We start from the raw sequence: 17,585 nt of genomic DNA, 5'->3' as shown, positions 1-17,585 counted from the left end.
CGCTGCCCCGACGAATGAACGGTGAGCAGGTCGCCCGCACTGGCGGCGTCTTTTGCTCGTCGCCGGGCGGGACGTGATCCGCGACGGATGGTGCCGTCAACCGACGTCGCGCGAAGCCGCATGGCGTGCGTCGGCCTGGTCGAGGTCGTTCAGTTCGAGGCGGAAGCGGGTGCCGCGGCCGACGCGCGAGTCGACCGAAATGCGGGTCTTCAGGACGTGTGACAGGCGCGACACGATCGAAAGACCGAGTCCGACGCCTTCGACCGACGGCAGTTCGGGCCGGTCGACCCGATAGAACTCCTCGAAGATCTTGCCCAGGTCGTCGTGACCGATGCCGTGCCCCTGGTCCCAGACCTCGATGCGTACTTGGCGTGCGTGCACGCGCGCGGCGAGAAGGACCTTGGTTCCGGCCGGGCTGTACTTGATTGCATTCGACAGAATGTTGCCGGCCATCCGTCGCAAGCGCACGACATCCGTCACGAGGGTCGCATCCGAATGCCGCACCCGCAGTTCGACCTTGCTCGCTGCCGCCAGCGGCTCGAACTGTACGCGCAGCCCCTCCAGAACCGCCCTCAGCGGAACCTCTTCGACGTCGAGCAGGATCTGACCGCTGTCCAGGGAGGCGAGATCGAAGAGGGATTCGAAAAGGTTTTTCACCGCGAGCGTGGCGCTCGCGATCTTGGGCGCCAGTTCGAGGTGCAGTTCGGGGCTCTCCAGGAGAAATTCGGCGTACAGCGACAGGGCGCTGACCGGTTGGCGCAGATCATGAGCGGCCGCCGCGAGGAAGCGGTTCTTCATGCCGATCGCGGCCTGAGCCTCCTTTTCCCTCACCGTCAGGTCGTACCGTTCGCCGAATTGCGCCGCCTGCCGACGAAAGATGAAGCGGCCATAGCGCGCCAGCAGCCACCAATGAAACACGGGCAAGGCCAAGAACAGCACGTTCACGTCGCGCAGCGCGCCGGACCGCAGGGCGACGGTGGTGATCAGGCAGCCCAGCAGGACCAGGAACAGAGAGTTCGTGTAAGCGCGCAGGAGCCGCGGAACCAGCGCCACGCTGGTGAGCGGGGCGGAGGCGACGCACGCGAGAATGAGCCAGCACGCGAACTGGCTGTAAGGCTCGATGCGATCGAAGAAGAACAGCAGGGACGCGCCCCAGACCGCACCCTGGACCGTGTAGACGGGAACCATGCGGCGCACAAAGTCCGTCCGCCTCCTGGGGGCGTCCAACGGCAGCGCCTCGTTCCGGTAGGCGCGCTCGCACCGCGAACGATGGCTCACCGTCCCCAGGCCGATCAGCAGCCAGACCATGAGGAAACCAGACGCCTCGTAGCTCCAGCAGAAGACCGCAAGCAGGAGCATCAGTCCACCGCTGACGAGTTGGCGGAAAACCGTGTCCTCGAGAAAGCTGTCGAAGAGCGCTTGATGGATGGCTTGCAGTCGTGCCGGCACGATCACGCCGGGAGGAATGCCGGCCCCGGGATCGGTGCGCGCAGAATCCGCGTCGCGGTCAGTGGGGACAGTGCGAATCGCCCCCTTGGACAGCGCGTCGGCCTCGAGGCCTTGGCGCAATGTGTGAGATGAATGGAACAACGGAGAAGGCGAGTGGGGGGAATTGCCGGATTCTTGCGGAACTTTCAGCCGCCCGAGGCCTGGACTGCAAATCAGCGGGCCAACGAGAACAACTGCACAACCGGACGTTGCGTGGCCGCTGCTGCCGTGCGTTCATCGCCGCCCTCGGCTGCCGCTGCACGCCAGGGCCGGGCTTCGAGCCCGGGGTGCGCCACCGCACGCCACTGGGGCGGCGCGCCCCTTGCGGCGCTGCCCACCATGCGCGTCCTTGCGCCAGGTCGCGACCGCACCGGTCGAGACACGCCAGCGCGGGTTCAACGGCCCCGGAGGAGACCATCACCCGTTCGTGCGGCCGGCCGGTGCGCTGCCGCCGCAGTCGCCCCGGATTCACCGCTCGGATCCTGAGTGTCACACTGCACCCTTCGGGGCGGACCATGCAGGGGCCTGAACGGGCATTCGCGAATACGTGAACGCCCTGACTGCATTGTTTCGGCAGTGGCCATGTCACGACAGTGCCGCATCGCACGCAAGCGCGTGGGAGGTGAGCGGCGCTGGCGATCGAGAAGGCGCTCGCCCACACGCGGCGACAACGTCTTCCCACGACGGACCTCGGACGGGCGAGACAAGGTGACGAGCAACAGCATCAGGAGATGACGATGAAGCGCGAGGCGATGCATTGCTTTGAGTTGGGCACCGTGCGGTTCGTGATCCGTCCGCAGGGCGTCGACGGGCCGCGGGTCCTCGCTGACGTTTCGGAGGAGGCCCTGCCCGATGTCTTCGGCGCGAGGCCGGGTCCGGATTCCCCTGTGAATGCATGCGAAGCGCACTTCCATCGCATCGAATCGATCGCGACGGCTCTTGGTCGCGGGCGCGCTGGAAGGCCCGTTCACCTCGAGACCGCGCATGGCACCGTCGCCACGGGCGGCAAGCCTTGGCCCCCCACGCCCCGTTCACCTGTCCGCCCCGAAGGATCGACGGCGTGATGCACCTGCGCGCCGTCTTCACGCGATTGCTGTGGCGCACGTTGGCCGTGCTGTGCCTGCTGCTTGGACTGGTGGGCATTTTCCTGCCGGTCATGCCGACAGTGCCTTTCGTGCTGGTCGCCGCCTGGGCCGCGGGGCATGGCTGGCCGGCGCTGGAGTCGTGGCTGGTCGGACATCCGCGCTACGGGGTGCATGTCCGTCAATGGCGCGAGGGCGGCTTCGTGCCGCGCAGCGCCAAATGGGCGGCCAGCATCGGGATGCTGGGCAGTGCGATCTTGGTGCAGTTCCTGCCCGTGCCCTCCGCCGCCCGGGTTGCCGTGCCGCTGTGCATGGTGCTCGTGGCTGCCTGGCTGTGGGCGCGTCCCGAGCCGCCGCCGCCGTTGGCGGGCGCCGTTGACGGGAGAAGCCGGCCACCATGACCCTCGACCTTCGTCCGGAGGGGTTCCGCGATCGGAACGCCGAGCGACCGCCCCAAGGATCCTTAGCGCTTCGGTCAAGGACTGGCCCGACGCAAGTGCGGCCTCGAGCGAGTCAAGGCGGCCACGCGATCGATCCCGCCGCATGCGACTGAGGCTCATCCGCAAAGGCACGATGGAGCGTGCCGCTGAAGTCCGTCTCCTGGCACGTGGCAACTGTCCGCCCCTGCGGGCGTTGTGGCTCGGCGCACCACACGGTGCGCAACCCATGGTAGTCCTAGTCCCGCAGACAGGCCTCTTCAATGGCTCGAGCCATTTTGTCGAGGGCTCGCGCGGCGCTTGGACGGGAAAGCCGGTCGCGCGAGCCGCTGGGCGGCGACGGCGACAACGACGGCGGGCATGGCGCGCTCGACACAGGGTCTACGTCGTAGCGCTGGGCCTCGAAGCCTCCAGCGGACCAACGCCAGACAGATAGTCGTCCGTGGTGTTGAGGTGCCACCGGATCCCGCGCTTCGTGACCTTGGCTGGAGAGCCCGCAATGATCGTGTTGCTCTCGTCGAACCTCTTATTGGTCACGGCGCGTGCGGCCACCACGTTGTCAGACGCGATCTCTGACTTGTTGTAGATCAGTACGTCCTTGCACACCCATACGCGGTCCTCAATCCTGACGCCGTGCTCGATGCTCTCTCGGGCCATGGACGCAACGTTGTAGGTCAGATGTTCGACGGCTCCCACAATCTGGATGTTGTCAGCAAAAAGGTTCTCGCTGCCGATGCGGACCACAGTGGACGGGGATATTCCGGCAAGGACGTGCACGTTGCCGTTGAACCAGTTGCCATCTCCAATGCTGACAATCGATTCCCTGGCGCATTTTCCGCCGCTCTCGAAGAAGGTCACGAAGACGTTTGAAGCGATTCGGTTGGCGGCGCCAAACTCGAGTCGGCACCCCACCGTGCCGGGTCGAGTGGCGACGTGAAGGGTGCCGGGCCCTGTGGGCGGGTGGATCAGGATGGCATTGTCGTGGCCGTCGATCTGGAAATCGATCAGTGGCGCTTCTGCCCTTGAATGGATGCGCTTTCCGTTCACCACGATTTCATTGCGCCCGAAGGCTTCGCGCTCCGTTTCCAGCCGTGCTGCCAGTGCAGCGGCGTCCGCCTCGGAAGCCGCTCGCGCAAGCTCGTCGCGTCGACGGCGCTCGGCCTCGAGCGCGTCGACCTGGCCTGCCAGGCGCGTGAGAGTGCCCGAAGCCTGATCGAGGACAGCAAGGAGTTGCCTGCGCTCACGCGACATCTGGACAGCACGAACCATCCCATAGGGCAGGGCCATCTTGATGGCCGTCCTCATTGCTTGTCTTGCGTGATCAAGAGTCATGGGGATGAATCGCCACGGCCACTTCTCTACGGCTCGGACCGCTGCGCTGACACGGCGCCCTTGCGCTTCACTTTCACCCAGTCGCGCGATCTTCCGCCCGGAAAGTAGCGGCTGTCCGCCTTCTTGGCGACCAGGCCCTCAAGTTCCAGGCCGAGCACGGCGTCGTCGAAGACACGCTCGACGTCGGAATCAAAATACCCGACCGTGAGCACGTGGTCGGGGCAGGGGTCCAGGAGTTCACCCAGGATGGCCTTGCGCTGCAGGAGCTCCAAGTTGAGCACGTTGATGCGATGGTCGACCATGATGTCGAAGATGGCGTAGCCGACATGATCGCCACCCTCGACCCAGCGCTTGCGCAGCCCCCGCTTCTGTAGTCGGTCGAAGTTGCTGCGACCCAGATCGTCGAAGACACAGACCTCCCCGTCGACGATGTAGGGACCGCCCGGTACCCGCGCGAGACTGCTGGCAACCTCTGGGAACCAGGCCGTGGCGTTGGCACCGTTGCGCGTGCGCAGTCGGCAGTGCCCGTCACCGAACATCGCGGTCATGCGCCATCCGTCGAGCTTGATCTCCCACACCCATCCCGGGGCGTCGAAAGGCAGCGGACGTTCGATGAACAGCATCGGCGGGAAGTCGTGGAGTTCCATGAATCAGCATACGTTCCCACAGGACCTGGGCTCTTGCTGTCAGGAAAAGGAGCATAAAGGGCAATGGTCGATCGACGGCATGGGGGTGAACCGTATCCAGTCCATGGCGCGGGCTGAGCCGCGCTTCGACTCACAATCGCAGGGGACGCTCGGGTCTGACGATCCCAAGAAGACCGGCCAGGACCGCCAACGCATCGCGTTGAAGGAGTCGCACGAGGTGCGCAGCTGGACCGAGTCGCTCGGCGTCACCGAGCAGCAGCTCAAGCCGTCGCGGTCGTCGGCGACAGCGCCCAGAAGGTGTGCGCGAGTACCTTCGGAAGCATTGACCACCAGGGCGGCATGACGGGCAAGGAGCTCGCAAGCCGACCAAGCGGGCCCCAGCGAAGTCGTCAGGTGCTACTGATCGGGGCGAGGCCGATGCGCTCGGCCAGCGCCCTGCCTCGCTCAGTCGGTACGGCTGGCCGGCAGCACCAACGTCACCAGGATCCTGCTCTCTTCCAGCGCATGAAAGCCGTGCGGCAACCCGCTGGCGATGTACATGACCTGGTCAGCCGCCAGCACCTTCGTGATGCCGTCCACCAGCACCTCGACCCGTCCGCGCACGCACTGCAAGGTCATCGACGTGGAAACGGCGTGCGAAGGGATCTGCTTGCCGCCCGGCAGGACCAGCCACATGATCTCGATGTCGCCGTCCTTCACGACGGCGCAGGTCTCTGATGCTTCGGCGTCGAGCACATCAAGGTCCACGACCTGACCGGATGACGCGTGGGGGATGGCCATGGCGACAGTGTGGCAAGGCGGGCGCGCGCTGTCCAGACCGCAAGCGGCTCGCGTGTCACAAGGGAGGCAACCCCTTTGATGATGGCTCAGGCACCCCCTCGGTCCACTTGCGCGCCAGGCTCGCAACGGCCGCAGGCTGCCGTCGGCACCGTGGAAGGCGGGGCGGCGTGCGGCGGCTTCGACCCAGACCTTCGGGAACCCCTGGCCCGAGGCGGCGTCCGCGCATGCGACCCCGATGTCCATCACGAGGAGCCACCCGCCTGCCCGCGGCTGAAGGCCTTTCGTCACAACTTCCCCTATGAGACGCGGTGGGATCCCTACCATTACGGCGATGAAATGGCTTTCCAGAGCGATCGTCGTGTTGTCCTGCCTCGTCGCTGTGGGCTGGGTTGCGCTCATCTTTGTGCTCTGGGATGCGAGCCGCAGGTAGGTGCAGGAAAGGCCGAGATGGACAATCGAATGATCGCTCCGGCGCCAGGTTCGCACCGACAGCTGCGCTCAGCCCCTCAAGGATGACAACGCGACGGGGAGGCGTCGCGGCGGGAAGTTCTGTCGGCACCCGCGTTCCTGATCTTTCGCGATCGCCGTGACTGGCTCCCGCTCGGCAGGTACGCCACAGATCGGCCGCCTTTGTCGCGCAAGCGTGCGAGGTGCCGCAAGGTCAGCCCACGTAGTCCACCAGCAGCAGCGAAGCCGCACGCAGGAACGCGAGCTCGCACGGTTTCACTTCGCAGCGGTCCATGTCGAAGTGGGACAGGATGCCGCACGCGGGCCCACCGCCCGCCGGCCGCCGAACCAACCCGCAGTGCGAGAGGATCGGGCTGTCGAAGGGCCCGAGGCGACGATCCTGGCGGCAGTCCGAGGAGACGAAGTCGCCGCGAGCCAGGGTGAGCCGGCCCAGCTCATTCAGCAGCAGGGCGCTGTGCAGGTAGGCGCGGTTCTCGCCGCAGCGATCAAAGACACACACGGGGTGCAAGGCGCCGTCGCGGACCCTGTGCAGCGCCGTGTAGCGGAAGCTCGTTCGATCGTTCAGCAGTTCCAGCGCCGAGGCCAGGCCGTGCTGCAGACGCGCCTTGAAGGCCAGCAGCTGGTCCTCGAAGGGAATGTCGATCATCAGGCTCGCCGCGACCAGTCGCCGAAGGCTTCCCGGATCGAGTCGCCCGCATCGCGCTCGTCGACGTGCCTGAATCCCCTGACGACCTCGGCGCACTCGTCGGCGACGAGCAAGCCGAAGTCCCGCAACCGCACGGCAGGTATGCGGGCCCGCGCGCCCGAACCGCCCTTCGCACGCATAGCTCACCGGCATGGACGCGCAGCTGTCCATGAGGCGAACGAGCGTTTGCAACGCTTTGGGCATGGGTGCGCTGCGCCACCAGGATGGGGGCCTGGAAGGTCACGGCCAGTGCCTTCAGGATCGTCGACAGCGCGGCAGGTGCCCTCGGCGGCGCCGACCCCCACGAGGTCGCGGCGCGGTGCTCATCGGCCGCTGCCACCTCGGCGAGGTGCGCCGTATCGCCAATCGGAGTGAGGCGCCGCCGCGTCGATGTCGTAGGCCTCGCGAACGGCCTCGAGCGCGTCAACCACCAGCCGATAGGCGTCGCGCCGTTGCGCTGGTCCGGCGGGAGGCGTGGCGTGCCCTCCTGGGGTGCTCAACGAATCGTGGAGGCGCTCGCAGGCCGCCGCGAACGCGAGCGCCGCGCGCACCTGCGAAGGCGAAGCCTGGGCCATAACCTCTGAACCGTTGGGGATCCACGTCTTGAAATCCCGGTCTCGGTCGCCGCGTTAAGGGGGCTAGAAAATATAGCCCCGCACCCTCAATCTATCCACCGCCACGGTGGCTTCGGGGGTACTTATCGGAACCGCTTGCGGAACTCGCGCACGACTCCCCCACCCCGGCTGGCGCGGCCTGAGGGGCTTCAGTACAGGTCGCCGTTGCCCGCGGAACGACTCGCCATTTCACTCGACATGCTTCGCCCTGAATGGCCAGCGTGTAGGTGGGCCGTTCGACGCGCCCATCTGCGGAAAGCGGGCGAGGCGCTGACGTCGATTCGCGGCGCAGATGAATCCAAGCTGGCAGGGGTGGACCCCCGAAGTGAACGGGTCGGCAAAAGGCCGGCCGCGCGAGGCCGAAAAAAGGCCCGCTCTGCGGGCCTAATGCTGTGAGCCTGTTACGGAGGCGGTGCGACGAGGAGACGTGCCATGGAGAGAGGGCGGCCGCACACACAGCGAACCCAGCCTAAACCTATTCCAAGAACAAGCAACGATAGAAAAGCTTGCGAGATAGAAGCGCCAACGCACAGGCGCGACGCGGCGCAACGCAAAGCGACGACAGCCACCTGACGGTCGCCACGGCCTCAGGAGCCCGGGGCTCGAGAGAAACTCGGCGTGGATGTCCTTTCGTGCATGCCGACGAACGCGGTCAGGCCCTGCTCGCGGGCCCGTCCCGGGTCCTGCGCCGCACGGGCTTCACGGTCGGAGCGTGAGTTCACGCTCACAGGCGCGCGCTGCCGCGCTTCAACCCGACTGCACCGTTGTTTCGTATAGCCGGCTTCATCGACCAGCTGGGTGCCACGGCGACCAATGCCGGAAATCTGGACGATCACCCTCCCCGGCTTTGGCCCCGTCCCTTGCGGGACTTCGGCCCGGAGCCAACCCACCACGTGCCCTTCCGTACGACGACCTGACACGCTTCAAGATGGATATGCGGCGGCGACATGGCGCGCGGCGCGAAGCGCACCCGAATGAGGGAATGGCTTGGCTTCGTCGGGCAAGCAAGCATCGAAGTTTCTGGCAACAAGACGCACGCCGCGACGCTTGACAGACCCGAAGCTCGTCCTGCCGCGAAGGGAGCCTCGCGACAGCGCCGCCCACAACTTGAGTGCCCCTGCGGCAAGGTCGCTTTGCAGCGATGGGCTTCACGCCGCAGGCGGCCACGCGTCGCCGTTCGCCAACGTACCGCACCGGTCGCTTCGTCCCAATGCTCAAGGCGATCACTGTGCACCGATCTTCGCTTGCCGTCCGGTTCTACAGAAGGCCCGGCGCGGGAATCCGGTGCAGCCTGTCGCCGACGTGAACCTGGGCCGGACCGCGTCGTCCCGGTACTTTCAGCTTGCCATCTAGCGCTTCGTCTTCGGCGTCCGAGGCAGGTGCACGGTCCTGGGATAGTCGTCCTGAGGCTCCAACGGGGCTGAAGGTCCCGCAGGCGCGACGAAGTTCGCAAAGACCGAGTCGTCGAACGTCTCCTGCCGCTGGATCGCCACGGCCGCATGCCGCTCCTTCGCACTCGCGCGAAGCCGCGCCAGGCCGGCTCTCACCTCCTCGGGCGAACGCAGGGCGGGGGCGGTGGCGCCCGAAGGGCTCGCGGAGGGTGTCGCGCGCGCGGGCAGCGAGGCTTCCGCCGCATGCGGTCGGAGCGATGGACGAAACAACGTGGCAAGTCGGCTGCGCAGTCGGCTCAAAAGCTGGGAAATCATCGTTCGCCCGAGATCAAAGCCAGCGAATATGGAGGTCGGCGCGCAGATCGAAATTCAGCCGAAGTCTGCGACGCGTGCAGGCCCTGTCCTACCTCGCCGGATCTGGCTCAGTGCGCCGGCGCGTTGTCCGTGAGGATCGATGCGGCGCGATAGGCCGAGCGCCCTGCGGTCTTGGTATAGGCCACCAGCGTCCGCCATTGGCGCTCGCGCTCTTGCGGCGTCGGATCGGCCGACTGGTTCAGCAGCGCCTGACTCACCTCCAGCAGCGCGATCGCGGAGGTGATGCAGAAGTGGATCGCCGAGTCTTCCGGATTCTTCTCGTACCGGGCCTGCTCTGCGTGCAGTGCCATCGATTGGTCCTTCGCGCTCATCGATGCGAGCAAGGTCGGTCCGTAGTACGGCACCTCGGCCCGATCGTCCGCGCTGCCGAGGATCAGGTCCAGTTCCCTCAACGCGCGCTCGAGTCGCATCTTCTTTTCCGATGCCGGGTCGTGTCTTGCCGGGTTCGCTTCGTTGTGTAGGTCAGCCATGCGGCGATTGTCCCGAGCCGGACGACCCGACCGCTTTGACAGCGACGTGGAACGCTGGGCTTTTGCGACTTACCTCACGGTCGACAGAGTTCGAGCTCACGCAAGGCGCTGCGCGCGCGTACAGTGCGCAGTCCACGCGACACGGTCCAAGACTCTCCAGGAGCACACTTTCGATGGCGGCGATTTGTCCGGCCTGCGGCACGGCCAATCGCCCCGCGGCCAAATTCTGCATGCAATGCGTTACCGCCCTCCCGAGTGCGGATGCATCGCTCATCGAACCGTTCGACGAAGGGAAGACCATGCCCTACGTCAAGACCGAGTTGACGCCGCGCAGCAGGGACGCCGATGCGCGCGCGAGCCGCCTGGACTCGATCCATGCGCTTCCGACCGGCACCGAGATCGAAGGGTTTCGGATCCTGCGCCAGATCGGCGAGGGCGGATTCGGCATCGTCTATCTGGCCTGGGATCTCGCGCTCGAGCGCCACGTCGCGATCAAGGAGTACATGCCGTCGTCGCTGGCGGTGCGCGGCGTCTCGATGGAGGTCTCGATGCGCTCCGAGCAGCAGCGGGAGACCTTCGATGCGGGCTTGAAGAGTTTCGTCAATGAAGCCCGCCTTTTGGCGCGCTTCGACCATCCCGCGCTCGTCAAGGTGTTCCGCTACTGGGAAGCCAACGGCACGGCCTACATGGCCATGCCGTACTACCAGGGCCCCACGCTCAAGACTGCGCTGTCCCAGCTCGGGACGCGCGCGCCCGAAGCCCTGTTGCGTGAATGGCTGGACCCGCTGCTCGACGCGCTCGCCGTGATGCATGCCGAGCAGTGCTATCACCGCGACATCTCGCCGGACAACATCCTGCTGACGGCCAGCGGTCCGTTGCTGCTGGACTTCGGCGCAGCCCGGCATGTGATCAACGATCGAACGCAGGTGCTCACCACCATGCTGAAGCCCGGCTTCGCGCCCGTGGAGCAGTACGGCGGCACCATGCTGCAAGGGGCCTGGACCGACCTGTATGCGCTGGCGGGCGTGGTGCACTACGCCATCACCGGCCGCCCGCCGATCGCCTCGGTGGTGCGTGTCGTGAACGACCCGCTGCCGCCACTGGCGGTCTCGCACGCCGGGTACTGCAGCGAAGGCTTCCTGCGCGCCATCGATGCGGCCCTCGCGGTGCGCCCCGAGGCGCGACCGCAGGACGTGGCGGCATTCCGCGCGCTGCTCGACGGCGAGGCCCGGCCCCGGACCGAGGCGCCCGAGCCGCCTCAAGCCGAAGCGATGCCCGCCACAGCGGCAGCGGAAGCGACGCTTGGCGCCCCTGTCGTTTCCCGGGCCGGACGCAACCGCTATGCCGTACTCGTGGCCGTGATGTTGAGCGTGGCCGCCGTGATAGGGGCGAGCTGGCAGGCGTGGACCCCGTCCGAGGGGGCGCGAGCGACCGCGGCGCCATCGGCGGCGGCGGTGCCCACCGATGCAGGCCCGGCGACCGCCGCGCACATCGCCATGCCCGCCGCGGAGAAGCCAGCGCCCGTCCCGGCGCCTGCACCCGTCGCGGCGCCCGCAGCCACGACGGCGCGCGCGGCCGTGGCGCAGGAGCGGCCGACCTTGGCTGCTGTGCAGCCACCGGCGGCGGTTTCGCCCGCGCGCGTCGCGGGCCCGAGGCGCGCCACGGCGCCGCCGCCCGCGGCTGCGCCGGCCGAACTCGTGACCAGGGCATCCGAGAAAAACCGCACACTTTCCCATGAGGCGGAAACCACGTCGTCCTACAACCAGACGGCCCGGCCACCGAGATGCAGCGACCTCGTTCTGAAGTCTTCTCTGGAACCGCTCAATCCAGAAGAAGCTGCCTTTCAGAAATCTCGATGCAAATAGATCGCCGCGCCCCCACCACCTCGCATTTCTGGTTCCACCTTCTCCTCGGCGCACTCCTGGCCATCGGCCTTGGCGGCTGCGCGACCTCCTTTCGCAGCGACGAGGTGCAGTCTTTCGACCAGGCGGTCGTCAAGGCCACGGATGCCTTGCTGCGCCACGCGAGCGCGGCGCCCGCCCTGCCCGCTGCGGCCGCCGCGCCTGGAGACAGGCGCATCATCGTGGTCGACCCCACCCTGGACGCCGCGAGCGGGCAGCAGACCGCCGGCACGCAGCGACTCGATCGTGCCGTCGCCGCGCAGATCGCCGCGGCGTTCCGGCAGTTCGAGATCGTCCCCTTCAAGGCGGCCAATCTGTCGCGCGCCCAGTACCTCCTCGCCGGCTCGCTGTCGCGAGAAGACGCCGGCGTGCGCATCCAGCTCGCACTGGTGGAGCTGAAGGGCGGCACCATCGCTGCCCAGGCATCCACCCTGGCTCGCAAGGACGAGGTCGACATGACACCGCTGGCCTACTATCGCGACAGTCCCGTGCTGGTGAAGGACGACGTGATCGAGGGGCTCGTGCGCACCAGCAGTTCCGCGCCCGGCCAGAGGGCCGATGCGACCTACCTCGCCCACATCGCAACGGCCACGATGGTGAACGACGCCACCCAGCTCTACAACACGGGGCGTTTTCGCGAGGCGCTCGCCCAATACCGCAGGGCCGCGGCGACGCCGGGCGGTGACCAGATCAAGGTGCTCAACGGGATCTATCTGACCACCCTCAAGCTCGGCCAGTCGGCCGAGGCAGAGGAAGCCTTCGGGCGCGTGGTGGCGTACGGCATCGCTCACAACCAGCTGGGCGTGAAGTTCCTGTTCAACCCTGGCACCACCGACTTCTGGTCGGATCCGCGCGTCACCAGTGCGTACCGCATGTGGCTGCGCCAGATTGCGCGCCAAGCGGCCGATGCGCGCACGTGCATGGACATCGTCGGCCACTCCAGCAAGACGGGACCCGAGGGCGTGAACGACTCTCTGTCGTTGCGCCGCGCGCAGTACATCAGGCAGCGGCTCATCGCCGACGCCGCCGAATTGTCGGAGCGCACGCGGGCCAAGGGCATGGGGTCGCGGCTGAACCTGGTCGGCAGCGGCACCGATGATGTCGTGGACGCCCTGGATCGCCGGGTGGAGTTCGCCATCGTTGAGTGCGCCAGATAGCGCAAACTCGCGCGCAACCACCCCTCCGCGGAAGCTGCCGTGCGATCTGCGTGGTGGAACAACTCGCGCGGCTGCCGTGCGCGGACTTTTCCACTGTCGCCGTGGACAGAGCTGTGGACAACATCGTGAAGAACCGCCGCGTGCCGCTCCAGGCTTGGTCTGCAACGCGGTGCGCGCGAAAGAGGCAGGGGGTCTCGGTGAGCGCGCGCCCGGCTCTCAGAATGAGCCATCCCTGAGCAGGCTCGCCTTGCCGTCGAAGGTGAGTTCGTAGCGATCCTTGAAATCGAGAATGCGCACCCGGCTGCCGGCGTCGAGGCTCAGCAGGTAGTTCACCGCGTCCTTGCGGTTCGGCCAGGTCGTCGCGACGAGCTTGGGCGGCGACGACTCCTCGTCGATGGCCGCGTAGCGGCCGGTCACATGCCGTCCGAAACCGACAGGCACTTCAATGCCCGCTTCCTCGCAATAGGCTTGAATGCTGTCCTTGTAGCTGTCGAACATGACGACCCCCTGGAGAGATTGGTCGCTTGATTCTTGGTGTACGCGAGGTGACCGAATGTCAGCGGACGCCCCATGCACAAGCCGGCCCCCCGCTCCATACCGATCACGAGGCGACCGCCTCTCAGGCCAGGGGATCCAGCGACGCCAGGTCCACCGTTCCATGCTGGCTGGTGAAGACCGGTCCCTCGGCGCTGCCGTCCTGGCGCTGGCTGACGCCGTTGATGGCATGGTCCCCGGTGTCGTACTGGGTCACCCTGCCGTCCCGTTCCATCACGAGCCGCCGCGCCTGAGGAAAGAACGCATAGCGCCAGCCGTCCTGCGCACCCGAGCTGGCCGGACTGCCAAGGCTCGCAGGCCACCAGTCCAAGGCCGCCCCCGCCATGGGCTTCATCGGCTTCATCGGTTCCATCGGTTCCATGGGCTTCATTGGTTCCATCAGAGTCTCCCGAGCAGTTCCGTCTTCTTGGCGATGAAATCGGCCTCCGTCAGCACACCGCGATCGCGCAGGCCCGCGAGGCGTTCGATGGTGTCGAGTGTGTGCGCAGCTGCGCGGTCTGCCTGGGCGTGCGCGGGTGCGCCAGGCGAGGGGGGGCCTGTCGGTGGCACCGTGTCCCCGCGCGGTGCGGCCGAAGGGGTTGAAGGGGCCGAAGAGGCCAAGGAGGTCGAAGTGGCCGAGGACGTCGCAGGGGTGGGCGCGACCGACGCGTCGGCCTCGTTCACTCGCTTCAGCGAGCTCAGCGCGACCGGCCCGTGCTGGCTCGCAAAGGTCAGCGACTCGCGGCCCCCTTGCTGCTGCGACACCCCCCCGATCAGATGGTCCCCGGTGTCGTAGAGCTCGACCGCACCGGCCCGTTCGATCGCCAGGCGGTGCTGCGCCGGAAAGTAGGCGTAGCGGATGCCGTTCTGCGCCCCGCTGCTCGAGGGCGCGTGCAGTTCCTTCGGCCACCATTCGACCCCGGCTTCGGGGGTCGCGGCGGTCGGCGGCCGGCGCCAGGGCGGATGCGCTGCGTACAGCTCGGCGAGTTCCTCGCACAGCGCATTCACGCGTGCCTTGAGGCCCTGGTCGAACATGTCGCCGATCATGAGCATGCCGCCGCGCATCCACTGCCCGCTGCCGCCGAGCGTCGGATGGCTGAACTGCGCCATGCCGCCCTGGCCCAGCGTCACCGCCTCCCACAGGACCTGCGCCACTTCGAGCTCGAAACCATGGCGAGCCGCGACATCGGTCAGCGCCTGCACGAGCGGCGCAGGCCACTCCGCCGGGGAGCGCTGGGCCCGCGGCGAAGCCGAGCTGGATTGAGACTGAAACTGCATGTCCCGGCCCGCCGTCACGCCACTGGAGGGTCGTTCTCCCGCCCGAAGTGCCGGTGGCTCATTGACACCATGAAGGCCGCGACCGCTTCGTCGGCGTCCGCCGCGTTCGCCAGGATCAGGCCTTCGTCGGGGCTGCCATCGGGCAAGGTCATCGGAATCTGCGCCTCGGTCAGCAGGGCCTGCGAGGCGCCGAACGCCAGGATCGGCTTGCAGTGCCAGTACTGAAGCCTGAGGAATTCCAGCGTATGGGCATCGGCGTCCAGAGCCTCGACCCCGGCTTCTCCGTCCGGCAGGATCAGTGCATCGAACAGCATGCCCGGGCTGTTTTCCATCGTGGCGTCCACCTCGAGTTTCTCGCCGCCCGCCCCGATGCAGGTCCCGAGCCGCGCGCCCACCAGCCTCGGCACCGCGCCAGCGCCCACGAGGGCCGCAACCGCCTTGCCGATCGACGCGCCTTCGACGCCCTGGGCCACGAGGATGGCGACCTTGCGCGTGCGAATGCTGCCGTCGCCGGGACGGGCCAGGAGTGACAGCGGCGGGGAGGCCTCGACCTCGGGCGGCGCCGGATTTTCGAGCGCCCTGGGCAAGGGCGGCGGCAGCTCCATGCCAAGGTCTTCGGCGATTCGCGCGGCCAGTGCGGGCGACGCGTTCGCGAGGCTGGCGATCATCCGCTGCCGGATCGCCGGCACGGTGAGCTTTGACAGCTCGAAGCGAAACGCGTTGGCGATGTGGACCTTCTCGACCTCGGACTGGCTCTCGAAGAAGAGCGTCGCCTGGGTGTAGTGGTCCGCGAATTTCTCCGGCTTGATGCGCACCTTGTCGGCACTCTCCTTGGCGTCGATCCGGCTGGCGACGCTCGCGAACCCTTGCGCGGCGCCGGCCTGGAACGGGCAGCCGCCCGCCAGCGAGTTGGGCTCATAGGCCACCCGGCCGCGATGGATCGCCTGCCGATGCATGCCATCGCGCTGGTTGTTGTGCACCTGCGCGACCGGCGCGTTGATCGGCAGCTCGTGGAAGTTCGGCCCGCCGAGCCGGCTGATCTGCGTGTCCACGTACGAGTGGATGCGACCGGCCAGCAGCGGATCGTTGGTGAAATCGATGCCGGGCACGACGTGCGCGGTGCAGAAGGCCACCTGTTCGGTCTCGGCAAAGAAGTTGTCCGGGTTTCGATTCAGCACCATGCGCCCGACGATCTGCACCGGAACCAGCTCTTCGGGGATGATCTTGGTCGCGTCGAGGATGTCGAAGCTGAACTGGTCCGCCTGTTCCTCGGTGAAGATCTGCAGGCCCAGCTCCCATTCCGGGTATTCGCCCGCCTCGATCGCTTCCCACAGATCGCGGCGATGGAAGTCCGGATCGGCGCCGGAGACCTTCACGGCTTCCTCCCAGACCTGCGAGTGCGTGCCAAGCTTCGGCTGCCAGTGGAACTTGACGAGCACCGATTCCCCCGCGTCATTGACGAGCCGGAAGGTATGAACGCCGAACCCCTGCATCATGCGGAAGCTGCGCGGAATCGCGCGGTCGGACATCAGCCACATCAGCATGTGGGTGGACTCGGGCATCAGCGACACGAAGTCCCAGAACGTATCGTGCGCGCTGGCCGCCTGCGGCATCTGATGGTGAGGCTCCGGCTTGACCGCATGGACGAGGTCGGGGAACTTGATGGCATCCTGGATGAAGAACACCGGCATGTTGTTGCCGACCAGGTCCCAGTTGCCTTCGTCGGTGTAGAACTTCACCGCAAAGCCCCGCACGTCGCGCGCGGTGTCTTTCGAGCCGCGCTCGCCGGCCACCGTCGAAAAGCGCACGAAGACGGGCGTGACCTTGCCGGCTTCCTTGAACGGCGCGGCCTTGGTGTACTGCGTCAGCGGCTTGTAGCACTCGAAGAACCCGTGCGCGCCCGAACCGCGCGCGTGCACGATGCGCTCGGGAATGCGTTCGTGATCGAAGTGGGTGATCTTCTCGCGCAGGATGAAGTCTTCCAGCAGGACCGGGCCTCGCGCGCCGGCCTTGAGCGAGGCCTGGTTGTCCGCGATCGGCACGCCCTGGTTGGTGGTCAGGCGCTGGCCGGTGGCGTCCACGCGCACGCGGTCCAGTGGCGCGATGGTCGCGTTCACGCCCTCGGGCGCGACCGTGCCGGTCTTGTCGGACGCATTCGCCTCCGACAAGGAACTCGCCCCCGGCAAGCGCGACGCCGCACTGACCGTGAGTCCGATCGGTGGCGTCGCGGCGTGGGCCTCGCCGTATTCCAGCGGCTTGTTCGTGTTGGCGGGCATGGACGCGGCCAGGCCCTGGGTGTCGATCGCTTTCTGCGTGGGCGGATCGCCGACACCGGCCGCGGGGGGCGCCGGGTGGGCGGGTGCGCTGTCGGTGTTGCGCGCGGCTGCGCGGGCGGGCAGGATGTCGGAATCGGCGGGAGTGGGACGCTTTTTGGCCATGGGGAGTTGCCTCGTGGTGACGGAGTGTGGAGAACGAAAGAGGATTTGGACGGTGGAAGGTCCTTCGTCAACCTAGGCCCGGCTTCCGGCACGCCTTGTAGGAAATGTTTGCGTCTTCTCGACGCCCGACCGCAGCAGCGACCGTTCGAACGCCGCGACGATCTCGCCAACGTCGCCCACGCGAGGCATTGCAAGGCGGCATCGTCAGTGGCGGCGCTTTCCTACAGCGCCCACCCTCAAAGGGGACGACGCTCCGAATCCTGTTCAAGGAGATGCGGTGTCGGCAGTGTCAGGTTCAACCCATCCGCTCCCGTTCGCACCGAGGCGGCGGCGATCGGGAATCGGCATCGCGCGGCCCGGCCCCGCGGCACGCCCGGCATGGCGACGCCCTCGACCGCGGGGCGACCCACGTGGCCTGCCTCTCGACGCTGACCGCGCGCGCGCCGAGCTTCTGCCCGTGGCCCTGGGCGACGGCGCGCCCGCTGGGCGCCAGAGCGCACGGTGGCAG

The 17,585-nt window shown here is 67.1% G+C and carries 16 protein-coding genes; 5 read left to right on the top strand and 11 right to left on the bottom strand.

Going from position 1 to position 17,585, the window contains the following annotated elements; genetic code table 11:
* Positions 1-96 precede the first annotated feature (96 nt).
* Entirely contained in the window at positions 97-1,569 is a 1,473-nt protein-coding gene (locus tag QTH97_RS28250; protein WP_286571847.1) for a sensor histidine kinase, read from the bottom strand.
* A gap of 656 nt (positions 1,570-2,225) precedes the next feature.
* Between QTH97_RS28250 and QTH97_RS28245 the strand changes: the two genes are divergently transcribed.
* Together QTH97_RS28245 and QTH97_RS28240 are read left to right on the top strand one after the other, a co-directional pair.
* Positions 2,226-2,552 carry a hypothetical protein gene (locus QTH97_RS28245; RefSeq protein WP_286571846.1) on the top strand — a complete coding sequence of 109 codons (327 nt, stop codon included), beginning with the start codon at positions 2,226-2,228 and terminating at the stop codon, positions 2,550-2,552.
* A complete protein-coding gene (locus tag QTH97_RS28240) occupies positions 2,552-2,971 on the top strand; it encodes a YbaN family protein (RefSeq protein WP_286571872.1) in 420 nt (139 codons plus the stop codon). Before QTH97_RS28245 ends, QTH97_RS28240 begins: the two co-directional genes overlap by 1 nt.
* Before the next feature lie 417 nt (positions 2,972-3,388).
* On the opposite strand, the gene QTH97_RS28235 is transcribed toward QTH97_RS28240, so the two are convergent.
* Positions 3,389-4,339, bottom strand: coding sequence for an LbetaH domain-containing protein (locus QTH97_RS28235; protein WP_286571845.1), 951 nt, complete (start codon positions 4,337-4,339; stop codon positions 3,389-3,391).
* A gap of 26 nt (positions 4,340-4,365) precedes the next feature.
* Complete coding sequence (locus QTH97_RS28230) at positions 4,366-4,986, bottom strand: ATP-dependent DNA ligase (protein WP_286571844.1); 621 nt, start codon at positions 4,984-4,986, stop codon at positions 4,366-4,368.
* Here QTH97_RS28230 and QTH97_RS28225 point away from each other — a divergent pair.
* Entirely contained in the window at positions 4,985-5,329 is a 345-nt protein-coding gene (locus QTH97_RS28225; RefSeq protein ID WP_286571843.1) for a DUF3606 domain-containing protein, read from the top strand. The two genes, QTH97_RS28230 and QTH97_RS28225, sit on opposite strands and share 2 nt — an antisense overlap.
* A gap of 101 nt (positions 5,330-5,430) precedes the next feature.
* On the opposite strand, the gene QTH97_RS28220 is transcribed toward QTH97_RS28225, so the two are convergent.
* The 4 genes from QTH97_RS28220 to QTH97_RS28205 form a co-directional block, all read right to left on the bottom strand.
* The gene (locus QTH97_RS28220) at positions 5,431-5,766 is read right to left on the bottom strand and encodes a cupin domain-containing protein (RefSeq protein ID WP_286571842.1); all 336 of its coding nucleotides are present in this window, start codon (positions 5,764-5,766) and stop codon (positions 5,431-5,433) included.
* Positions 5,767-6,427: 661 nt separating this feature from the next.
* Complete coding sequence (locus QTH97_RS28215; protein ID WP_286571841.1) at positions 6,428-6,880, bottom strand: hypothetical protein; 453 nt, start codon at positions 6,878-6,880, stop codon at positions 6,428-6,430.
* Positions 6,880-7,014, bottom strand: coding sequence for a hypothetical protein (locus QTH97_RS28210; RefSeq protein WP_286571840.1), 135 nt, complete (start codon positions 7,012-7,014; stop codon positions 6,880-6,882). The genes QTH97_RS28215 and QTH97_RS28210 overlap by 1 nt, the downstream gene beginning before the upstream one ends.
* A gap of 2,332 nt (positions 7,015-9,346) precedes the next feature.
* Positions 9,347-9,769, bottom strand: a complete 423-nt coding sequence (locus QTH97_RS28205; protein ID WP_286571839.1) for a hypothetical protein — start codon at positions 9,767-9,769, stop codon at positions 9,347-9,349.
* A 230-nt stretch (positions 9,770-9,999) separates the two neighbouring features.
* Here QTH97_RS28205 and QTH97_RS28200 point away from each other — a divergent pair, with 230 nt between their 5' ends.
* A complete protein-coding gene (locus QTH97_RS28200; protein WP_286571838.1) occupies positions 10,000-11,634 on the top strand; it encodes a serine/threonine protein kinase in 1,635 nt (544 codons plus the stop codon).
* Positions 11,625-12,827 (top strand): OmpA family protein, encoded by a 1,203-nt coding sequence (locus QTH97_RS28195; RefSeq protein ID WP_286571837.1) that lies wholly within the window; start codon positions 11,625-11,627, stop codon positions 12,825-12,827. Before QTH97_RS28200 ends, QTH97_RS28195 begins: the two co-directional genes overlap by 10 nt.
* Before the next feature lie 216 nt (positions 12,828-13,043).
* Here QTH97_RS28195 and QTH97_RS28190 read toward each other — a convergent pair whose 3' ends face one another.
* From QTH97_RS28190 to QTH97_RS28175, 4 genes are all read right to left on the bottom strand, one after another.
* Complete coding sequence (locus QTH97_RS28190) at positions 13,044-13,325, bottom strand: hypothetical protein (RefSeq protein WP_286571836.1); 282 nt, start codon at positions 13,323-13,325, stop codon at positions 13,044-13,046.
* 121 nt (positions 13,326-13,446) lie between these two features.
* A complete protein-coding gene (locus tag QTH97_RS28185) occupies positions 13,447-13,761 on the bottom strand; it encodes a hypothetical protein (RefSeq protein WP_286571835.1) in 315 nt (104 codons plus the stop codon).
* The gene (locus QTH97_RS28180; protein WP_286571834.1) at positions 13,761-14,639 is read right to left on the bottom strand and encodes an SHOCT domain-containing protein; all 879 of its coding nucleotides are present in this window, start codon (positions 14,637-14,639) and stop codon (positions 13,761-13,763) included. Before QTH97_RS28180 ends, QTH97_RS28185 begins: the two co-directional genes overlap by 1 nt.
* A gap of 14 nt (positions 14,640-14,653) precedes the next feature.
* Positions 14,654-17,077 carry a catalase gene (locus tag QTH97_RS28175; RefSeq protein WP_286571833.1) on the bottom strand — a complete coding sequence of 808 codons (2,424 nt, stop codon included), beginning with the start codon at positions 17,075-17,077 and terminating at the stop codon, positions 14,654-14,656.
* Positions 17,078-17,585 lie beyond the last annotated feature (508 nt).

The organism is Variovorax gracilis (genome assembly GCF_030317115.1).
Lineage (GTDB): Bacteria > Pseudomonadota > Gammaproteobacteria > Burkholderiales > Burkholderiaceae_C > Variovorax > Variovorax gracilis.
Note: the sequence above shows the minus strand (reverse complement) of the source record. Positions and strands in the feature narration are given on the sequence as shown.